The 17,628-nt window shown below is 56.3% G+C and carries 17 protein-coding genes; 6 read left to right on the forward strand and 11 right to left on the reverse strand.

All coding sequences use genetic code 11. The features are described 5' to 3' along the window. Window positions 1-177 precede the first annotated feature (177 nt). From FJD38_RS08885 to FJD38_RS08895, 3 genes are all read right to left on the reverse strand, one after another. Window positions 178-2,112, reverse strand: a complete 1,935-nt coding sequence (locus FJD38_RS08885; RefSeq protein WP_146384918.1) for a RecQ family ATP-dependent DNA helicase — start codon at window positions 2,110-2,112, stop codon at window positions 178-180. A 117-nt stretch (window positions 2,113-2,229) separates the two neighbouring features. Then, entirely contained in the window at window positions 2,230-2,568 is a 339-nt protein-coding gene (locus FJD38_RS08890; protein WP_146384920.1) for a type II toxin-antitoxin system RelE family toxin, read from the reverse strand. Continuing rightward, complete coding sequence (locus FJD38_RS08895; RefSeq protein WP_199751012.1) at window positions 2,537-2,806, reverse strand: type II toxin-antitoxin system Phd/YefM family antitoxin; 270 nt, start codon at window positions 2,804-2,806, stop codon at window positions 2,537-2,539. Before FJD38_RS08895 ends, FJD38_RS08890 begins: the two co-directional genes overlap by 32 nt. Window positions 2,807-3,007: 201 nt before the next feature. On the opposite strand from FJD38_RS08895, the gene FJD38_RS08900 reads away from it, so the two are divergent. Continuing rightward, a complete protein-coding gene (locus FJD38_RS08900) occupies window positions 3,008-3,358 on the forward strand; it encodes a DUF1493 family protein (protein WP_146384921.1) in 351 nt (116 codons plus the stop codon). 66 nt (window positions 3,359-3,424) lie between these two features. Here FJD38_RS08900 and FJD38_RS08905 read toward each other — a convergent pair whose 3' ends face one another. The 3 genes from FJD38_RS08905 to FJD38_RS08920 all read right to left on the reverse strand — a co-directional run bounded on the left by FJD38_RS08905 (window position 3,425) and on the right by FJD38_RS08920 (window position 6,602). Further along, on the reverse strand, window positions 3,425-4,966 hold the full coding sequence (locus FJD38_RS08905; RefSeq protein ID WP_122785238.1) for a phosphoenolpyruvate carboxykinase: 1,542 nt from the start codon (window positions 4,964-4,966) through the stop codon (window positions 3,425-3,427). A gap of 179 nt (window positions 4,967-5,145) precedes the next feature. Beyond that, window positions 5,146-6,048 (reverse strand): Hsp33 family molecular chaperone HslO, encoded by a 903-nt coding sequence (gene hslO / locus FJD38_RS08915; RefSeq protein ID WP_146384923.1) that lies wholly within the window; start codon window positions 6,046-6,048, stop codon window positions 5,146-5,148. Between the two features lie 146 nt (window positions 6,049-6,194). Further along, a complete protein-coding gene (locus FJD38_RS08920) occupies window positions 6,195-6,602 on the reverse strand; it encodes an RNA-binding S4 domain-containing protein (RefSeq protein WP_146384925.1) in 408 nt (135 codons plus the stop codon). Window positions 6,603-6,840: 238 nt separating this feature from the next. Here FJD38_RS08920 and rimB point away from each other — a divergent pair, with 238 nt between their 5' ends. Continuing rightward, a complete protein-coding gene (rimB, locus tag FJD38_RS08925) occupies window positions 6,841-7,323 on the forward strand; it encodes a retropepsin-like aspartic endopeptidase RimB (protein WP_122785242.1) in 483 nt (160 codons plus the stop codon). Next, a complete protein-coding gene (gene rimK / locus FJD38_RS08930; protein WP_048364596.1) occupies window positions 7,320-8,225 on the forward strand; it encodes a 30S ribosomal protein S6--L-glutamate ligase in 906 nt (301 codons plus the stop codon). Before rimB ends, rimK begins: the two co-directional genes overlap by 4 nt. A 160-nt stretch (window positions 8,226-8,385) precedes the next feature. Here rimK and FJD38_RS08935 read toward each other — a convergent pair whose 3' ends face one another. After that, window positions 8,386-9,699, reverse strand: a complete 1,314-nt coding sequence (locus FJD38_RS08935; RefSeq protein WP_122785243.1) for an ATP-binding protein — start codon at window positions 9,697-9,699, stop codon at window positions 8,386-8,388. Between the two features lie 106 nt (window positions 9,700-9,805). After that, a complete protein-coding gene (gene ompR / locus FJD38_RS08940; RefSeq protein WP_122785244.1) occupies window positions 9,806-10,546 on the reverse strand; it encodes an osmolarity response regulator transcription factor OmpR in 741 nt (246 codons plus the stop codon). 360 nt (window positions 10,547-10,906) lie between these two features. Between ompR and FJD38_RS08945 the strand changes: the two genes are divergently transcribed. The 3 genes from FJD38_RS08945 (at window position 10,907) to gshA (ending at window position 15,389) form a co-directional block, all read left to right on the forward strand. Continuing rightward, complete coding sequence (locus FJD38_RS08945) at window positions 10,907-13,228, forward strand: Tex family protein (protein WP_146384927.1); 2,322 nt, start codon at window positions 10,907-10,909, stop codon at window positions 13,226-13,228. Further along, a complete protein-coding gene (locus FJD38_RS08950) occupies window positions 13,228-13,611 on the forward strand; it encodes a PaaI family thioesterase (RefSeq protein ID WP_146384929.1) in 384 nt (127 codons plus the stop codon). The genes FJD38_RS08945 and FJD38_RS08950 overlap by 1 nt, the downstream gene beginning before the upstream one ends. 194 nt (window positions 13,612-13,805) lie before the next feature. Then, a complete protein-coding gene (gene gshA / locus FJD38_RS08955) occupies window positions 13,806-15,389 on the forward strand; it encodes a glutamate--cysteine ligase (RefSeq protein WP_122785247.1) in 1,584 nt (527 codons plus the stop codon). A 66-nt stretch (window positions 15,390-15,455) separates the two neighbouring features. On the opposite strand, the gene FJD38_RS08960 is transcribed toward gshA, so the two are convergent. The 3 genes from FJD38_RS08960 to FJD38_RS08970 form a co-directional block, all read right to left on the reverse strand. Beyond that, a complete protein-coding gene (locus FJD38_RS08960) occupies window positions 15,456-15,680 on the reverse strand; it encodes a DUF7683 domain-containing protein (protein ID WP_122785395.1) in 225 nt (74 codons plus the stop codon). 133 nt (window positions 15,681-15,813) lie between these two features. After that, entirely contained in the window at window positions 15,814-16,062 is a 249-nt protein-coding gene (locus FJD38_RS08965) for a colicin E3-like toxin immunity protein (RefSeq protein ID WP_122785248.1), read from the reverse strand. Window positions 16,063-16,070: 8 nt separating this feature from the next. Further along, window positions 16,071-17,354, reverse strand: a complete 1,284-nt coding sequence (locus FJD38_RS08970; protein WP_146384931.1) for a colicin E3/pyocin S6 family cytotoxin — start codon at window positions 17,352-17,354, stop codon at window positions 16,071-16,073. Window positions 17,355-17,628: the final 274 nt, after the last annotated feature.

Here is a 17,628-nt window from a genome sequence, read left to right on the forward strand (position 1 = left end):
GACGCAGCTTGCCGGAGTTTAGCGGGCAGGCAAACGTGCGTATATGTATATACAAATTACAAGCAAGGAGCTGCCGATGGCCGTTTTCTTTGTGCGAATCGCAGTGAACACCGATGGCCGCCTGACGCACGTTGAGGCCAATGCCGATGAAAAAAGCGTGCGACGCGAGTTGTTGGATTAGCCCCTGGAGTGTTGTTCGACCCACCGCCGAACATCGGCATAGGGATAGTTTTCCAGTGAGGCGAAGCCCGCAATGGCACGCGCTTTCATTTTGGTGAACATCGGTACGCTGATCCCGCATAAAAACCGGGTCAAGCGTTCAGCCGGGGGATAACTTGCCGTGTATTCCTGATGCCTGTGGATAAAAGCGCCACACAGGGATTCGAAGTTTTTATCCACAAGCGGCGTTAACGGTGGCGGCTCAGGCAACTGCGCCACCTGCCCGGCGCACACCGAGCAATGACCACACTGTTGCGGTGCCTGCTCGTCGCCAAAGTACTGCGCCAGTCGATAACTGAGGCACGTTTCACTGGAAAACAACGCCAGCATGGCGTGAATTCGCACAATCTCGCCGCGCTCATGTGCGGTGAAATACTGATGAAGCTCCAGGCTCAGCGCCTCGGCATCAAACTGCGACACCAGCAGGCTATACACCTCGGTCATCTGCTTGCTTTCCAGCTCGATCCAGCCCTTCTCCTGGAAATAATCCAGCGCCTTGACCACTCGATTGCGGTCGGCCTGATGCTGGTTATACAGCGTGTCGAAATTCACCGTGGCCCAGGTACGGGCGCGTGTGGAGGTCTGGATGATGGCCGACACAAACTGCTGACGCTCACCCTCAAAACGAGCCAGCAACGCCTCGGGCTCAATCAAAAACTTGAAGCGGTATTCAGCGAAGTAGGCATAACGTGGGGCAATCAGCCCGCGCAGTTCCAGTTGTACCAACAAGGTTTTAAGCGGTAGCTGACGGATATTGCTCTTGTCCGAAAGCGGCAGCAGCATGAACTCCCACTGCCCTTCGGGGATTGCCGCACTCAACTCGTCAAGCACGTAGCGGATCCCTTGCAGCTCGGGCGTGTCGCCGTACACAAAGTTTTCCAGCACGTTAAGGCTGTCACGGTTGGCCAGCACCAGACAGTCCGAAGGTTGGCCATCGCGCCCGGCGCGGCCGATTTCCTGACTGTAGTTTTCAATCGACTTGGGCAAGTCGAAATGCACCACGTTGCGAATATCACTTTTATCGATGCCCATCCCGAACGCGATAGTGGCGACGATGCAGTTCAATCGCCCCTCCATAAACTGGCGTTGAATGTTTTCACGCTGATCGTGGGGCATGCCGGCATGGTAGGCGTTCGCGCTGATACCGTGTTGGCTGAGGTGTTCGGCGATCTGCTCGGCGGTTTTTTGCAGGGTCACGTACACGATACTCGGCTGACCGCGGCGTTCACCCATCCACTGCACCAGACGCGCGCGCTTGGCCGCGCCGGTAACCGGTTCGACCCACAGATTAAGGTTGGCGCGATAGAACCCGGTGGTAATGACATCGGCTTCGTCTATGGCGAACTTGGTCTGCATGTCTGCAATGACATTAGGGGTTGCGGTGGCGGTCAGCAGCAACGCTTGCGGAATATTGAACTGACGCTGGTAGTCGGGAAGCTTGAGGTAGTCCGGGCGAAAATTATGGCCCCACTCGGAAATACAGTGCGCTTCATCCACCACCAGCAATGAAATGGGCACTTGTTGTAAAAAATTACGGAAGCGTTCGTTCTTCAGCCGCTCGACCGAAATCATCAAGATCTTCAACTCGCCGGCTTTGGCCTTGGCCATGACCGCGCTGGCCTCTTCACGGCTTTGCGCCGAATCGATACTCGCCGCAGCAATGCCGTGGCGCTGCAAAAATGCCAGCTGATCCTGCATCAGCGCCAACAGGGGCGACACCACCAGCGTCAGGTGCGGCAACATCAGGGCGGATAACTGGTAGCACAACGATTTGCCCGAACCTGTCGGGAAAATAGCCGCCGCCGAACGCCCGGCCAGCACGGCACTGACAACGGCCTCTTGCCCGGCACGAAATTGGGTAAAGCCGAAAACCTGTTCCAGGGTGTTATACATCGCTGTCACTCCATTGATTGCTACAAAACGCCGGGTGCTAACACAGGGGTTTGCAACAGATCGAGAAAAGGTCGGGGCATAGTGAAGGGGGGATGATACAGGGCCAAGGGGGCAAGGTTATTGAAGGCGCTTGCTGGCTAACAGGTAGACGGCGCAATCTTCACGCCTGCCGACTCCCAACACCAGAACGACCAGGCGCTGATCAACGACTTCATACACCAGCCTCACCCCGCTGGCTCGCAGTTTGATCTTGTAACAGTCAGGCATGTTGCGAAGCTTGGCTGAGGGTACTCGCGGCGATGAAAGACGCGACTTGAGTTTTTTCAACAGCTGGACTTGGAGTGCCTTATCCAGCTTTGTCAGTTCCTTTTTTGCTTCAATGACAAACTCTAGGGAATAGGTGTTGATCCCCTCTGCATCCCCTTCAGTTTTTTTCGGCGGCGGCGATAAGCTCATCTATGTCGACCTTGACAGTAGGGTTGCCTCGCCTTTCATTGACTAGCCTTGCCAGTTCAACGTCATCAATTATTTCGAGCATCAATTCATAGCGCTCCGGAGAAAGGATATAAAAAGCGGGTTCGTTACGGTTGAGTATGACCATCGGATCGCCGCCGCTTTCGCGATAGGTTCCCATAGGGTCTTTCTTTAAATCTGTTACCGACGCTGCAACTTTAGCGAGCATGGCGAATGTCATGGTAGGGCCTCATGCCTTTATCTAAGGGGTGACCGATCTGTCAGGCGTGTAGGTTTTGGCGACAGACGCGAACCAGTACACGCTAAAGGGGTCAATAGACAGTTAAAATAGCACCCTTAAAGGCACCTTTAAAGGCGCTATTTGAAACGCCCACCATCTATAGCTCATTGACCATCCACACATGGACAGGAATACAACCTGATGAAACTCGCCGCCAACCTGCCTGACACCCTCACCTTGCGCGAACTCATGCAGGTGCTGCATGAGGAAATCGGTCTACCTGAGCACAAGACCGTCAGCCTGCAAACAGCCATCAACCTGGACCTGGGCTGCAACGGCAGCGATGCCCAGCACCTGATGGAAACGCTGGAACAGCACTTTGGCCTGGAGCTGGCGGATTACGATGCGTATCGCTATTTCCAGCCTGCGGGAAACGACCCGCACCTCAAGCGCAAAGCCAAAGGTCGTGAGGGTAAAGTGCCGCTCACTATTGGCATGTTGTATCAAGCCATCAACGCTGGGACTTGGGATACCCAGGCACTTGAAGAGTGAATCGCAGGCACAAAAAAGCCGCCTTTTCAGGCGGCTTCTTTATGGATCAACCCATTGACCTAAGGTTTATGCCTTAGGGCCAGCAGCCTTGATCGCGTCGCTGACGTCGAACTTCTTGAAGTTCTCGACAAACAGGCCAGCCAAGGCTTTGGCCGCTTCGTCGTAGGCCGCTTTGTCTTCCCACGTGTTGCGTGGGTTGAGCAATACGGTCTCAACACCCGGCACGGCCTTCGGCACGTCCAGGTTGATGATGTCCAGGTGCTCGGTTTCTGCGCCAATCAGCGCGCCGCTCTGGATCGCTGCAATCACCGCACGGGTGGTCGGGATGTTGAAACGCTTGCCCACACCGTAGCCACCGCCAGTCCAGCCGGTGTTAACCAGATAAACCTTGGAGCCGAAACCACGGATACGCTTGATCAGCAGCTCAGCGTATTCGCCCGCCGGACGCGGGAAGAATGGCGCGCCGAAGCAGGTAGAGAACGTCGACTTGATGCCGCTGCCCGAACCCATTTCAGTCGAACCCACCAACGCGGTGTAACCCGACAGGAAGTGGTAAGCGGCTTGTTCTTCGCTGAGGATCGACACAGGTGGCAGTACGCCCGTCAGGTCGCAGGTCAGGAAGATCACCGCGTTAGGCTCGCCGCCCAGGTTCTTCTCGGAACGCTTGGCAACGTGCTCCAGCGGGTACGCCGCACGGCTGTTCTGGGTCAGGCTGACATCGGCATAGTCAGGGTGTTTGGCGTCGTCGAGAACCACGTTTTCCAGCACGGCGCCGTGCTTGATGGCTTTCCAGATAACCGGCTCGTTCTTCTCGGAGAGGTCGATGCATTTGGCATAACAACCCCCTTCAATGTTGAACACCACACCTTCGCCCCAACCGTGTTCGTCATCACCAATCAGGTAACGGCTTTCATCAGCGGACAGGGTGGTTTTACCGGTGCCGGACAGACCGAAGAACAGGGTCACGTCGCCTTCTTCGCCGATGTTGGCAGCGCAGTGCATCGGCAGTACGTCAGCCGCAGGCAACAGGAAGTTCTGTACCGAGAACATGGCTTTTTTCATTTCACCGGCGTAACGCATGCCAGCGATCAACACTTTTTTCTGCGCGAAGTTGATGATCACGCAACCGTCAGAGTTCGTGCCATCACGCTCAGGCACGCACTCAAAGTTGGCCACATTGAGCACTTGCCACTCTTCGCGACCGGCCGGGTTGTACTGGGCCGGGTTGATGAACAAGCAACGACCGAACAGATTCTGCCAGGCAGTCTGAGTGGTCATTTTCACGGCCAGGTAGTGGTCTTCGGAAGCACCTACATGTACATGGGAAACGAAATGCTCTTGCGCGTTGTTGAACGCCTCGACGCGGTCCCACAGGGCATCAAACTTGTCGGCCGGGAACTTGCGGTTGATCGGGCCCCAGGCGATTGCGGCCTGAGTGGTCGGCTCTTCAACGATGAAGCGGTCAGCAGGTGAACGACCGGTACGGTGGCCCGTTTCAACAACCAGTGCGCCATTGTCGGCAAGCTCGCCTTCACCACGGTTCAGCGCTTCTTTGACCAGATCGTCGATGCTCAGATCGGTGTACACGGCTTTATTAGCTTGCGTCATGAGGTTCCCCGTCGGCCATTGGCCGATTGCGCCAAACGTTTTGTAGTAGAAAAGTTTGCACTACTACCGCGAAAAAAGTGGGGCGGATTATGCCAGAAAAGCCCAAAAATAGTAGGGCCCACCTGTCAGAACCGCGTGCGAACGGGGTTTGACAGGAGTTTTACCTTGGCTGAAACGTTTTAGTGATGAGTATCGGAGGGTGACTCAACACCGGCGCCAGCGAACAGTTGGTCAACGTCGGCGGCATCAAACAAATACCGCTCGTTGCAGAACTGGCAGTCGATTTCGATGTGACCATCGTGTTCGACAACCAGATTGAGCGCATCTTCACGGCCCAGACTTGTCAGCGCATTACCCGAGCGCTCGCGAGAGCAACTGCATTTGAACTCGATACGTTCGTCGGCGAATACGCGCAGTTCTTCTTCGTGGAACAGGCGAACCAAAATGCTTTCGTTGTCCAGGCCCAGCAGCTCCTCAACCTTGAGGGTATCGCCCAGTATGTTCAGGCGCTGCCAGCTTTCAGCGCGGTCGTCTTCGTCCTTGATCACTTCGGCAGGCAGTTGCTGCAACAACATGCCACGGGCGCGTTTGCCATTAGCGGCGAGCCAAAAACGGGTCGGCACCTGGTGAGACATCACGAAATAATTGGTGAAACAATCGGACAGGGTTTTACCGTCCAGATCGACAATACCCTGGTAGCGCTTGCCAACCGCCGGATCAATAGTGATGGCCAACACACCGTTAGGCATCAGGTCAGCCAGCGTGGCGTCAGGCGTAATCTGCTCAGCATTGAAACGGGCCAGCCCGCGAATTTCGCGATCGCTGGTACATTCAATCATCAACAAAGGCACCGGGCCCTCTGAACGGGCTTGCAGGCTCATCAGGCCATCAAACTTCAGGCTGCCCACCAGCAACGCAGCGGCAGCCATCAGCTCACCCAGCAGTTGCTGCACCGGCTCTGGGTAAGCGTGCTTGGCCAGCACTTCCGCATAACTGTGATCCAGCGAAGCCAGTTCACCGCGGGTATCGCTGTTGTCGAAGATGAAACGCTGGGTGAAATCGGTTTTCGGAGACATGGACATAGGAATAAGGTTCTAAAAAAGGTGACTAAACGGGTTCGAGTCTAATGGATTTATATGGCATCACACACAGGCAGTTACAAGGCATGACGCGCTGGCAATCGACATACGGTTCACACAAAAACGTTTGGTCTGCCTCCCAAACCGGTTTAATCATCACCACCAGACTCATGAAACTGATGCAACTGACGGCGCTGCTTTTTAGTCGGCTTGCCATCGCTGGTAATGCCCATCGCGCCTGATTTACGAAGGGCCGCCGCGTTTTCGCGCTTGGCAATACTGTGCTCGGTTTCGGCATACAGGGCTTGGGCTTCAGGGGCACCACGACGCACCACACTCAGAGCTTTAACCTCTACCGTGCGTTCTTCCAGACCGATCCGAATCTGCAATTCGTCGCCTAGGCGTGGCTCTTTGCTCGGTTTACAACGCTCACCGCGGCAGTGAACCTTGCCGCTTTCAATCGCGGATTTGGCCAGCGCGCGGGTCTTGAAGAAGCGGGCTGCCCATAGCCATTTGTCCAGACGAACCTTGTCGTCCTCTTCAGGTTTTTGCGCCATTTGAACCCCTCTTCATTTAAATAATCAGAACTGTACTACCGTTTTCGAAGAGTCCATAAACATGACTCTTCTATAGAATGCCTGCCTGCTCAAACTGACATATTCAGGCAGCACACTGCAGCGCGCAGATAACGTTCGCCATTTGCTCAATATTCTGCGTGAATACCGCCCTACGCTCTTTAAGCGTTGCCTCAGGGTTCTCCTGCGGCCTGTATACGTTAATCGCCGGTTACTACTATTGAAGACTTTTGATCATCTGACCGTTGTCGGTCTGCGCGAGTGGGTGGCGCTTCCCGATTTGGGAGTCGTTGGCCTGCGGGCGAAAATCGACACCGGTGCCAGTACCTCCAGCCTGCATGCCACCGAAATCGAGCCCTTTGTGCGCGACGGTGTCGAGTGGGTACGTTTCAATGCCCATTTGGGCACGCTGGTGCAACTGCGCCATCGCCGTTGCGAAGCCCCTTTGGTGGCGATTAAAACCATTAAAAGCTCCAACGGTCATACACAGGTTCGCTATGTGATCCGCACCGGCCTGGCGCTGGGCGATCGGGTGTGGCCCGTCGAGTTCACCCTCGCCTGCCGCAAGTCCATGCGTTACCGCCTGCTGCTAGGCTCCAAAGCACTGATTGATGGCACACTCGTCGTCAACCCGGCGCTTAAATATGTACAAGACAAGCCGGTATTCCCGGTCACTACTACCTCTGCCACAGGTGTTGCATGAAGATCGCTGTGCTGTCGCGTAACCCGCGTCTGTATTCCACTCGTCGTCTGGTTGAAGCCGGTACTGAACGAGGCCATGAAATGGTAGTGATCGATACCCTGCGGGCCTATATGAACATTGCCAGTCATAAGCCGCAGATCCATTACCGCGGCAAGCCGCTGGAAGGCTTCGACGCCGTTATCCCGCGTATTGGCGCATCCGTAACGTTCTATGGCTGCGCGGTACTGCGCCAGTTTGAAATGATGGGTGTTTTCCCGCTCAACGAGTCGGTGGCCATTGCCCGCTCGCGGGACAAACTGCGCTCGCTGCAACTGTTGTCGCGACGCGGGCTGGGTTTGCCGGTTACCGGCTTTGCTCACTCGCCAGACGATATTCCCGACCTGATCGAAATGGTCAACGGCGCACCGCTGGTGATCAAGGTACTGGAAGGCACACAAGGCATCGGCGTTGTGCTGTGCGAAACCGCGACAGCAGCCGAGTCGGTCATTGAAGCCTTCATGGGCCTCAAACAAAACATCATGGTGCAGGAATACATCAAGGAAGCCGGTGGCGCCGACATTCGCTGCTTCGTGGTGGGTGACAAGGTCATTGCAGCCATGAAGCGTCAGGCCAAACCGGGAGAGTTTCGTTCCAACCTGCACCGCGGGGGCAGCGCCAGCCTGATCAAGATCACCCCGGAAGAGCGTATGACGGCCATTCGTGCAGCCAAGGTCATGGGGTTGAGCGTGGCGGGTGTGGACATCTTGCGCTCCAACCACGGCCCCTTGGTGCTGGAGGTCAACTCATCGCCGGGGCTGGAAGGTATTGAAACCACCACGGGCAAGAATGTGGCCGGAATCATCATTGAGCATCTGGAAAAAAACAGCGGCCCGAATATGACCCGCACCAAAGGCAAAGGCTAATCGTCCCTGTAGCAGCTGCCGAAGGCAGCGTCCGGCGGCAAAGCCGTCGTAAAACCTGAAGGTACGGTCTTATAGATAAACTGTGCACTCTGGTTTTACGTCGACTTCGTCGACGAACGCAGCCTTGTTCCTACGGCAGCTGCTACGGGGCTTCCCAGCGTTAAACCGCCCCTCTTGGCAACATCAGCCCCAGCGGCAAGCGCACTCGGGCTTCAAGGCCACCACCGGCACGGTTGCGCAGTTCAACATTGCCACCGTGCATGGAGGCGATTCGCTTGACGATCGCCAGGCCCAAGCCCGTACCTTTGCCGCCCCGCGCACGATCACCGCGAATAAACGGGTTGAAGATATCTTCAAGCTCGGACGGGTCTATGCCCGGCCCACGGTCCATCACACTTAACACCACATACGGCGCGCTGTTGTCGCCCGAGACATAAGCTGCAACTTCTACGTCGCCGCCCGCATGGTGCAGCGCATTGCCGATCAAGTTGTTGAGCAAGCGCTTCATCGATACCCGGCGCAACGCAAACGGCTGGATGGGCTGCAAGCGCAGGCGCACTTGCTCTTCGTTTTGGTTATAGGGGGCCACCACTTCGCGGATCAATTCACCCAGGTCAACTTCTTCCACCGGCTCATCGCGCCCGTCTCGAATAAACGCCAGGAACTGATCAAGGATGGCGTCCATGTCCTCAATATCGCGCACCATATCGTCAGTCAGGTCACTGTGATTACCCATCAGCTCCAACGACAGGCGCAAGCGCGTAAGCGGTGTGCGCAAGTCATGAGACACGCCTGCCAGCATCAGCTCCCGCTCACGCCCTGCCTGTTCGACGTCTTCGGCCATCTGGTTGAACGCGCTGTACACCTCGGTCATTTCACTCGGCGTATCACTGATCGGTAATCGCACACTGCGTCCCTGCCCAAGTTGACGGGCGGCATATACCAGACGTTTGAGGGGCTGATTGAGTTGACTGACAAAAATCCAGGCTGAAGCGGTCGACAGCAAACCAATGGCCAGGAACCACCCCAACACACTCCATATTTTCTGACCGCGTAACGGGTGCGGGTACAACGGCACTTTCAACCAACCGTCGCCCAGACTTGGGGCGCGCACCCACAGCGCTGGCGGGGCATGCATGCGCAACCGAACTTCAGTATCGCCCCCCAGCTCTGCCTGCATCTGCCGCTCATAGATTTCACTGTAGGGCCAATGCTGCTCGCCTTCAGGCACACCGCCACCGACCACACGAATCAGCCCGGCAGCATCGGCAATTTTGCTGCGGTTTTCCTCATCGGCCGCCCAGTAGGCGCGCAGAGTCAAAGCCACCCCGTGGCTGTATTGACGATCCACCAGCATGTCTTCGTTCATCAACAGATAAACCAGTGTCAGCGCCTTGGAGAACAGGACGACGATCAGTACCAGCCAGAGGGTGCGGGAGAAAAAACTTTGGGGGAACCACAGCGGGGTTTTCATACGTCTTTACACTTTGCAGGAGTGAGTTCCAAGACTCGCACAGTTTGAAATCGCGAGCCTTGGCAGTACTCAGATTTCTGCCAGGCTCGCTCCTACAAATGATTGATTATTTGGTTGCGTTGCCATCCGGCACAAACACATAACCTACACCCCAGACCGTCTGGATATAGCGGGGTTTGGACGGGTCAGGTTCAATCATGCGGCGCAGGCGGGAGATTTGAACGTCGATTGAACGCTCCAGCGCATCCCACTCACGACCTCGGGCCAGGTTCATCAGCTTGTCGCGCGTCAACGGCTCGCGGGCATGCATGACCAATGCTTTAAGCACGGCAAACTCACCGGTTGTGAGCATATGCACTTCATCGCCACGCTTGAGTTCGCGGGTGGCCAAAGACAACTCGTAATCGCCGAAGGTTACGCTTTCATCTTCGCTGCCCGGCGCGCCAGGGACCGGCGCTGCCTGACGACGCAATACAGCCTTGACGCGCGCCATCAGTTCATCGGGGTTGAAAGGCTTGGCCAGATAGTCGTCCGCACCCAGCTCCAGACCTTTGATACGGCTCAGCTCATCGCCTTTGGCCGTCAGCATGATGATCGGGATCTGATTGTTTGCGGCACGCAAGCGGCGGCAGGCAGTGAGCCCGTCTTCACCGGGCAGCATCAGGTCCAGAACGATCAGGTTGAAGACCTCACGCGCCAGCAAACGGTCCATCTGCTCAGTATTTGGCACAGCGCGGGCGCGGTAGCCTTTGCTGGTGAAGAAACGCTCCAGCAGGCTGTTGAGCCCCGGATCGTCATCAACGATGAGAATTTTTTCGCCTTCAGCTGGCTGTGCAATGCTGCTCATTTAGTAGCTCCTGTGATCTCGGCGCGCATTATGGCTTAGCTGCTGCCGTACGCATGGTGTGCATTGTTAGCAGATTTTTCCTCTGCTAACAGTATGCCTCTCTGTATGACTACAGTGCGCAGTGCCCTGAATCCGGGAACGCTGGTTATAATGCGCCGCCTTTTGTCTCTGGCAACCCTGGATTCTCCAAAGATTGCGTCCGACATTATTTTTTCAAGTACGGGCGTAATGTGCTGATTTCGCGGGTCAACAGGCTGCCCTTTTGGCCCAGGTAGCGGCGCTCTTCAAGCCGTTCAACCAGCCTCGCAAGCCTTCAAGCCCGGGCCTGCGAGCCTGCTTCACAATTTGTCAGGTGGTTTTATGGACAGCATCAACAGCCGCATCGCCGAAGAACTTGGCGTGCGCCCGCAGCAGGTCGAAGCGGCCGTCGCTCTTCTGGATGAAGGCTCCACCGTACCCTTCATCTCCCGCTACCGTAAGGAAGTGACCGGCAGCCTGGATGACACCCAGTTACGTCATCTGGAAGAACGCCTGCGCTACCTGCGAGAACTCGATGAACGGCGCATCAGCATTCTTGCCAGCATCGAAGAACAAGGCAAGCTGACCCCCGAGCTTGCCCGCGACATCAAACTTGCCGAGACCAAAACACGCCTCGAAGACTTGTACTTGCCGTACAAGCAGAAGCGTCGCACCAAGGGCCAGATTGCCCTGGAAGCAGGCCTGGGCGAGTTGGCCGATGGCCTGTTCAACGATCCGACCCTGAACCCGGAAACCGAAGCGGCCCGTTTTGTCGATGCCGACAAAGGCGTGGCAGACGTCAAGGCTGCCCTCGATGGTGCCAAATACATCCTGATGGAGCGCTTCGCCGAGGACGCCAGCCTGCTGGACAAATTGCGCAGCTTCCTCAAGCAAGAAGCCGTGCTCAGTGCTCGCGTCATCGCCGGTAAAGAAGAAGAAGGCGCCAAGTTCCGCGACTACTTCGAACACGACGAGCCGCTCAAAAGCATGCCTTCGCACCGCGCGCTGGCTATTTTCCGCGGTCGCAATGAAGGCATTCTCAGCTCATCGCTCAAAGTCGGTGAAGAACTGCCCGGCACGATGCACCCAGGCGAAATGATGATTGCCCAACGCTTCGGCCTGGAAAATCAAAACCGGCCCGCAGACAAATGGCTGGGCGAAGTGGTGCGCTGGACCTGGAAGGTCAAGCTCTATACCCACCTCGAAACCGACCTGCTGGGTGAGCTGCGCGATGGTGCTGAAACCGAAGCCATCAACGTCTTCGCTCACAACCTGCACGACCTGCTGCTGGCCGCACCTGCTGGCCCGCGCGCCACCCTGGGCCTCGATCCGGGCCTGCGTACCGGCTGCAAGATCGCCGTGGTCGACGCCACCGGCAAGATGCTCGAACACGCCACCGTGTACCCGCACGTACCGCACAACAAATGGGACCAGACCATTTCGATCATGGCGGCCCTGTGCGCCAAGCACTCGGTTGACCTGATCGCCATCGGTAACGGCACCGCCAGTCGCGAAAGTGACAAGCTGGTGATCGACCTGATGAAGAAATACCCGGCCCTGAAAGTCACCAAAGTCATGGTGTCCGAAGCGGGCGCCTCGGTGTATTCGGCTTCGGAACTGGCGGCCAAGGAATTCCCGGATCTGGACGTATCGATTCGCGGCGCCGTATCGATTGCCCGTCGCCTGCAAGACCCGCTCGCAGAGCTGGTGAAAATCGACCCTAAATCCATCGGTGTCGGCCAATACCAACACGACGTGTCCCAACTCAAGCTGGCACGTGGTCTGGATGCGGTGGTCGAAGACTGCGTAAACGCCGTGGGCGTAGACGTGAACACTGCTTCGGTGGCCTTGCTGGCCCGTATTTCTGGCCTCAATGCCACGCTGGCGCAAAATATCGTTAGCCATCGCGATGAGAACGGTGCCTTCAAAACCCGTGCGGCGCTGAAAAAAGTCAGCCGTCTGGGCGAAAAGACCTTCGAACAGGCTGCCGGCTTCCTGCGCGTCATGAATGGCGACAACCCGTTGGACGCCTCGGCGGTTCACCCTGAAGCCTACCCGCTGGTTAAACGCATTGCCTCGGACACCGGTCGCGACATTCGCTCGCTGATTGGCGACGCGAGCTTCCTCAAGCGTCTTGACCCAAAAACCTTCACCGACGAAACCTTCGGCCTGCCGACCGTCACTGACATCCTCCAGGAGTTGGAAAAGCCAGGTCGCGACCCGCGTCCAGAGTTCAAGACTGCCGAGTTCCAGGAAGGCGTCGAAGACCTCAAAGACCTGCAACTGGGCATGATTCTGGAAGGTGTAGTGACCAACGTGACCAACTTCGGTGCCTTCGTCGATATTGGCGTGCATCAGGATGGTTTGGTGCATATCTCGGCCTTGTCCGAGAAATTCATCAAAGACCCGCGTGAAGCCGTGAAAGCCGGTGACGTGGTCAAGGTCAAGGTGATGGAAGTCGACATCCCGCGCAAACGCGTTGGCCTGTCGATGCGCATGAGCGACACGCCCGGCGAGAAAATCGACGGCGCGCGGGGTGCTCGCCCAGGTTCTGCACCGCGTCAGCAAAACAGCGCGCCGCGTAAAGAAACCGTGGCTGCAGCCCCGGCCAATAACGCGATGGCCTCGTTGTTTGCCAACGCCAAACAGCTGAAGAAACGCTAATGGTCCTCCCGGACGGTATGACCCAAAGCGCGTTCAGCGAATTGATCGGTTGCCGCGTGCAGTCTGTGCAAGACGGTGTCGCGCACGTGGCGCTGAGCCTTGAGCCACAGCTGCGCAACCGGGGTGGCAAACTGCATGGCGGTGCGTTGTTCAGTCTGGTCGATATCAGCATGGGGCTGGCTTGTTCCAGCGCCCATGGCTTTGACCAGCAGAGCGTGACCCTTGAGTGCAAGATCAACTACATCCGGGCGGTGTCTGAAGGCGAAGTCGTGTGCATCGCCACCGTCATACACCCCGGCCGGCGTACGCTGGTCGTCGAAGCCGATGTGCTGCAAGGCGACAAACTTGTCGCAAAAGCGCAAGGCACGTTCGCAGTGCTGTAGCGGCCACCTGCCATTTGAGTTAATTTCGGCACTTGTAGAGTGCCGAAATGCGCTTGGAGCGCCGCGAGCCGAAACAGGAACGGGACTGAGCGTTGCCGACATAAACCAGGCGACCACGCCAGTTTCAACTTCACCCTTGTAGACCGTCCTGACCACCCCCATATTGGGGCGACTGACGCGTGAAGGAATCCAACTTGAGCCAACTTCTCAACCGCCGCCTGGCTCTGCTCGGTGAGCGCGCCAACCTCTCTTTACTTGAGCAGTGCCTGCACGGAATCGAGCGCGAATGCCTGCGCGTAACGGGCGACGCCCGCTTGGCGCAAACGCCACACCCTGAAGCACTGGGCTCGGCCCTGACCAACGACCAAATCACCACCGACTATTCCGAGTCGCTGCTGGAGTTCATCACCCCGGCCCTGCCTGACCCGGCAGAGACGCTGGCCAGCCTCGACAAGATTCACCGTTTTGCCTACAGCAAGCTCGGCAACGAGTTCCTGTGGAGCCCTTCGATGCCGTGCCCATTGCCGGCCGAAGAAGATATTCCGATTGCCTACTACGGCACGTCCAATATCGGCCAGCTCAAGTACGTGTACCGCAAGGGCCTGGCCCTGCGTTACGGCAAAACCATGCAGTGCATTGCCGGCATTCACTACAACTTCAGCCTGCCTGAAGCGCTGTGGCCGGTGCTTAAAGAGGCCGAAGGATTTGTCGGCACCGACCGCGACTATCAGTCGGATGCCTACATCGCCTTGATTCGTAACTTCCGCCGTCACAGCTGGCTGTTGATGTACCTGTTTGGCGCCTCGCCTGCGCTGGACGCCGGCTTCTTGCGCGGCCGTGCGCACCAGCTGGAACAATTTGACGCCGACACGCTGTACCTGCCGTACGCCACCAGCCTGCGCATGAGCGACCTGGGTTACCAGAGCAATGCTCAGGCCGGGCTGACGCCGTGCTACAACAACCTCGACAGCTACACCGACAGCCTGCGCAAGGCGGTGGCCACGCCCTACCCGCCGTATGTCGAGATCGGCACCCACAAAGATGGCGAATGGGTGCAACTGAACACCAACATCCTGCAAATCGAAAACGAGTACTACTCCAACATCCGTCCCAAGCGCGTGACCTACACGGGTGAGCGGCCGGTTCAGGCGTTGGTGGCCCGTGGTGTGCAGTACGTAGAAGTGCGCCTGCTGGACATCAACCCGTTCCTGCCCGTAGGCATCGATCTGCACGAGTCGCGTTTTCTGGATGCGTTCCTGCTGTACTGCGCATTCAATGACAGCCCGCAGTTTGATAACGCTGAGTGCAGCAGTTGCACCTCCAACTTCGCGAGCGTGGTCAAAGAAGGTCGCCGTCCGGGCCTGCAACTGCAACGCGACGGCCAGGCGGTCGACATGAAGGAATGGGCAGCAGAACTGCTGGAGCAGATTGCGCCACTGGCGGCCTTGCTTGACCAGAGCCACGGCGGCGATGCCCATAGCAAAGCGTTGGACGAGCAATTGGCCAAGGTCAAGGATGTGTCCCTGACACCGTCCGCCAAGGTATTGGCGAGCATGACCGAGCATAAAGAAAGCTTCGCCCAGTTCTCGATGCGTCAAAGCCTGGCTCATGCCGAATACTTTCGCAGTGAGCCGTTGAGTGCAGAAGAGCAGGCGGCGTTCGAAGAAAAGGCGCGCACGTCATTGCAAGAACAAATCGAAACCGAGCAAATCGAACAGGGCGATTTCGATCAGTTTGTGGCCTCGTATCAGGCGAGTATTTTGGCAATCAGTAACTGAGGTGTGTGTCAGGCGCTGGTTTTTACCAGCGTCTGATACCCGCTTATTGCATGTAGCAACTGTTTTTCAACTATTACACGTCAGATAAAGATCAAGATCTTTCGGAAGTTCGAAAGAACAATATTTTTCAAGCGCTGAAATTTGTTGAGCTGTCAGTCGATAGTCATAAAGACAATCTTCATCTTCTTCCCAACCCATAACCAATGTGAGGTCCGACAGCGATAGTGCTAACTCTAGTTGGAAGGGCGCTACGTCTTCATTTTTAGTGACACCCATCAGTACATGCTTCATGGTGCAATAGTCCTTGTCGGGGTGACTGGCAAGTCTGCGTTTCAGCGACACACCGCGACACTTGAATGCAACCATGTATAGGAGCGAGCTTGAAATAAACAACATGCCGGTCTACCCGGAATTTTACCAAGCGTTAAGTTTTATAGTTAAATGAAATCTGATAATTAAACAAACCCAAATCTATGGAATGCACAAACAAGGGCTGCAAAATAGTTAGCCACTCATTCGCAACATCGAACTCTCCATTATTAATGTCAAGATCTGTTGAAAGCCCAAGTTCATCCATGACACTCACGTCGTCCCCGAAGTCTTGGGACAGCTCTACTCCCTCTCCCTGCCCTGTATTTCTGTCATACCAAGCCAGTCTTAATTTCAAGCCCATCGCACACCTCACAAATATTTTTTGATGTTTCTATCTTTCTTGGGAGGACTGTTTTGTGCTCCCGTAACAGGGTCATATGCTCCTAAATGACTTCCATCACTTGCCCGATAAACTTCAAGCTCTCCATGTTGTGAATCCCATTCATAGATACGTCGGCCTTTACTGTCTACCCATCGTCTACGAAAGCCTCCACCGCCTTGGCGCGGCGTTTTGCCCTGCACCCTTTTAAGCTCCGGAAAGGCAGTAATTTCTTCTGTTTCAGGTGGCGAATGATACAAGTGCCCTAACGCAGTAACGCCCTTACGCGGCACATTCAAAACAATATAAAGCGGCAACACCCCCGAGTCAGCCGGGAACACAAGAATGAAGTCCTTGTAATCCGGCGGGTAGATCGGGTTGACGATGAGGGTGTCGGCGTTTTTGGTCGGTGGGAAGATCCAGATATGCGGGGTGTGTGGCGCGCCTTTTAACGGTGGAATGCCGAGGGTGTCTGTTGGATCAATCGCCGGCGTCCAAATCAATTCGACGCCGTCTCCAAAGTCGGCGACCTGTTGCGCGCCGCGTTGGCTGAACTGGATGACGTCGATCATTTCCCATTCGGGTTTTGAGCCGGTGTAGAAGCCATACCCTTTGAGCGAACCATCTGCCTGCGGCTCAACGTACAAACGCATTCGGGTACGGGCTTGTTTGAGTGAGCGCAGTTGGTCTTCGGTGTACAACGCGCTGTCGCCCAGTGAAGACGGCCAGAACAATGCAATAAAGCCTAATAAACCGCTGGCAATCATTGTTCCGCCAGTGGTTGCAGCAGCTCCAGTGGCGGTCGTTCCCGTGGTTGCGGCGACTCCGCTGGCGGTGGCTCCAGTGGCCGCGCCGCCCAAAGCCAAACCGCCCACACCCGCGGGGACTGCGCCACTGATTAGTTCCAGTGGCACTAACCCGGAATTGTCTGACTGCCGGGCTCCCAAAATCGCGAAGGTGCCGTAATCACTCAGGCTGTCGACGGGCACAAAGCCCGCAGGATCGTTGTAGTTGATGACGGCGTCGGGCAGTTTGCAGGACTTGGCGAAGACACAACCCCGGCGCTCGACTTCAAGGCGTTCCTGCGCCGCGAAATCAGCTAGGCGGGGCTCCATGTAAGCTTCTTGTCGCGCCTGCATGGCCTCGTACTGGGTTATCAGGACTTCGCGTTCTTTGAGTTCAGCGGGGGTCATGTCGTCGTAGTACCAATAACCCTGCCCCGCGTCGCCCCCTGAATGCCGACGTGTTTGAGTGACTCTTTTCTGACTGGCCATGTGACGCTTTCCTGGGGGAGAGCGCCGCACGTTATCGGCATAAAAAACTTGCCGAAATCAGCTGAGTCCGGAGTCTTTGTAGGCCAGTGGATTTTTTGTTGAGTGATTTGTATTAGGCGCGAATGGGGATACGCGCACACAAAAGCGCAGCCTCCTACGCGAATAGCGGCAATGGACGACTTCTGAATTTAAGGGACGGGCGTACTGTGCACCGTCGCTGAAAAAAACAGTGGCCGGGCCTGGAAACCTGAAGAACAATTGAGCACCTTGGCGC

It is taken from the genome of Pseudomonas saxonica (assembly GCF_007858365.1).
Classification (GTDB): domain Bacteria; phylum Pseudomonadota; class Gammaproteobacteria; order Pseudomonadales; family Pseudomonadaceae; genus Aquipseudomonas; species Aquipseudomonas saxonica.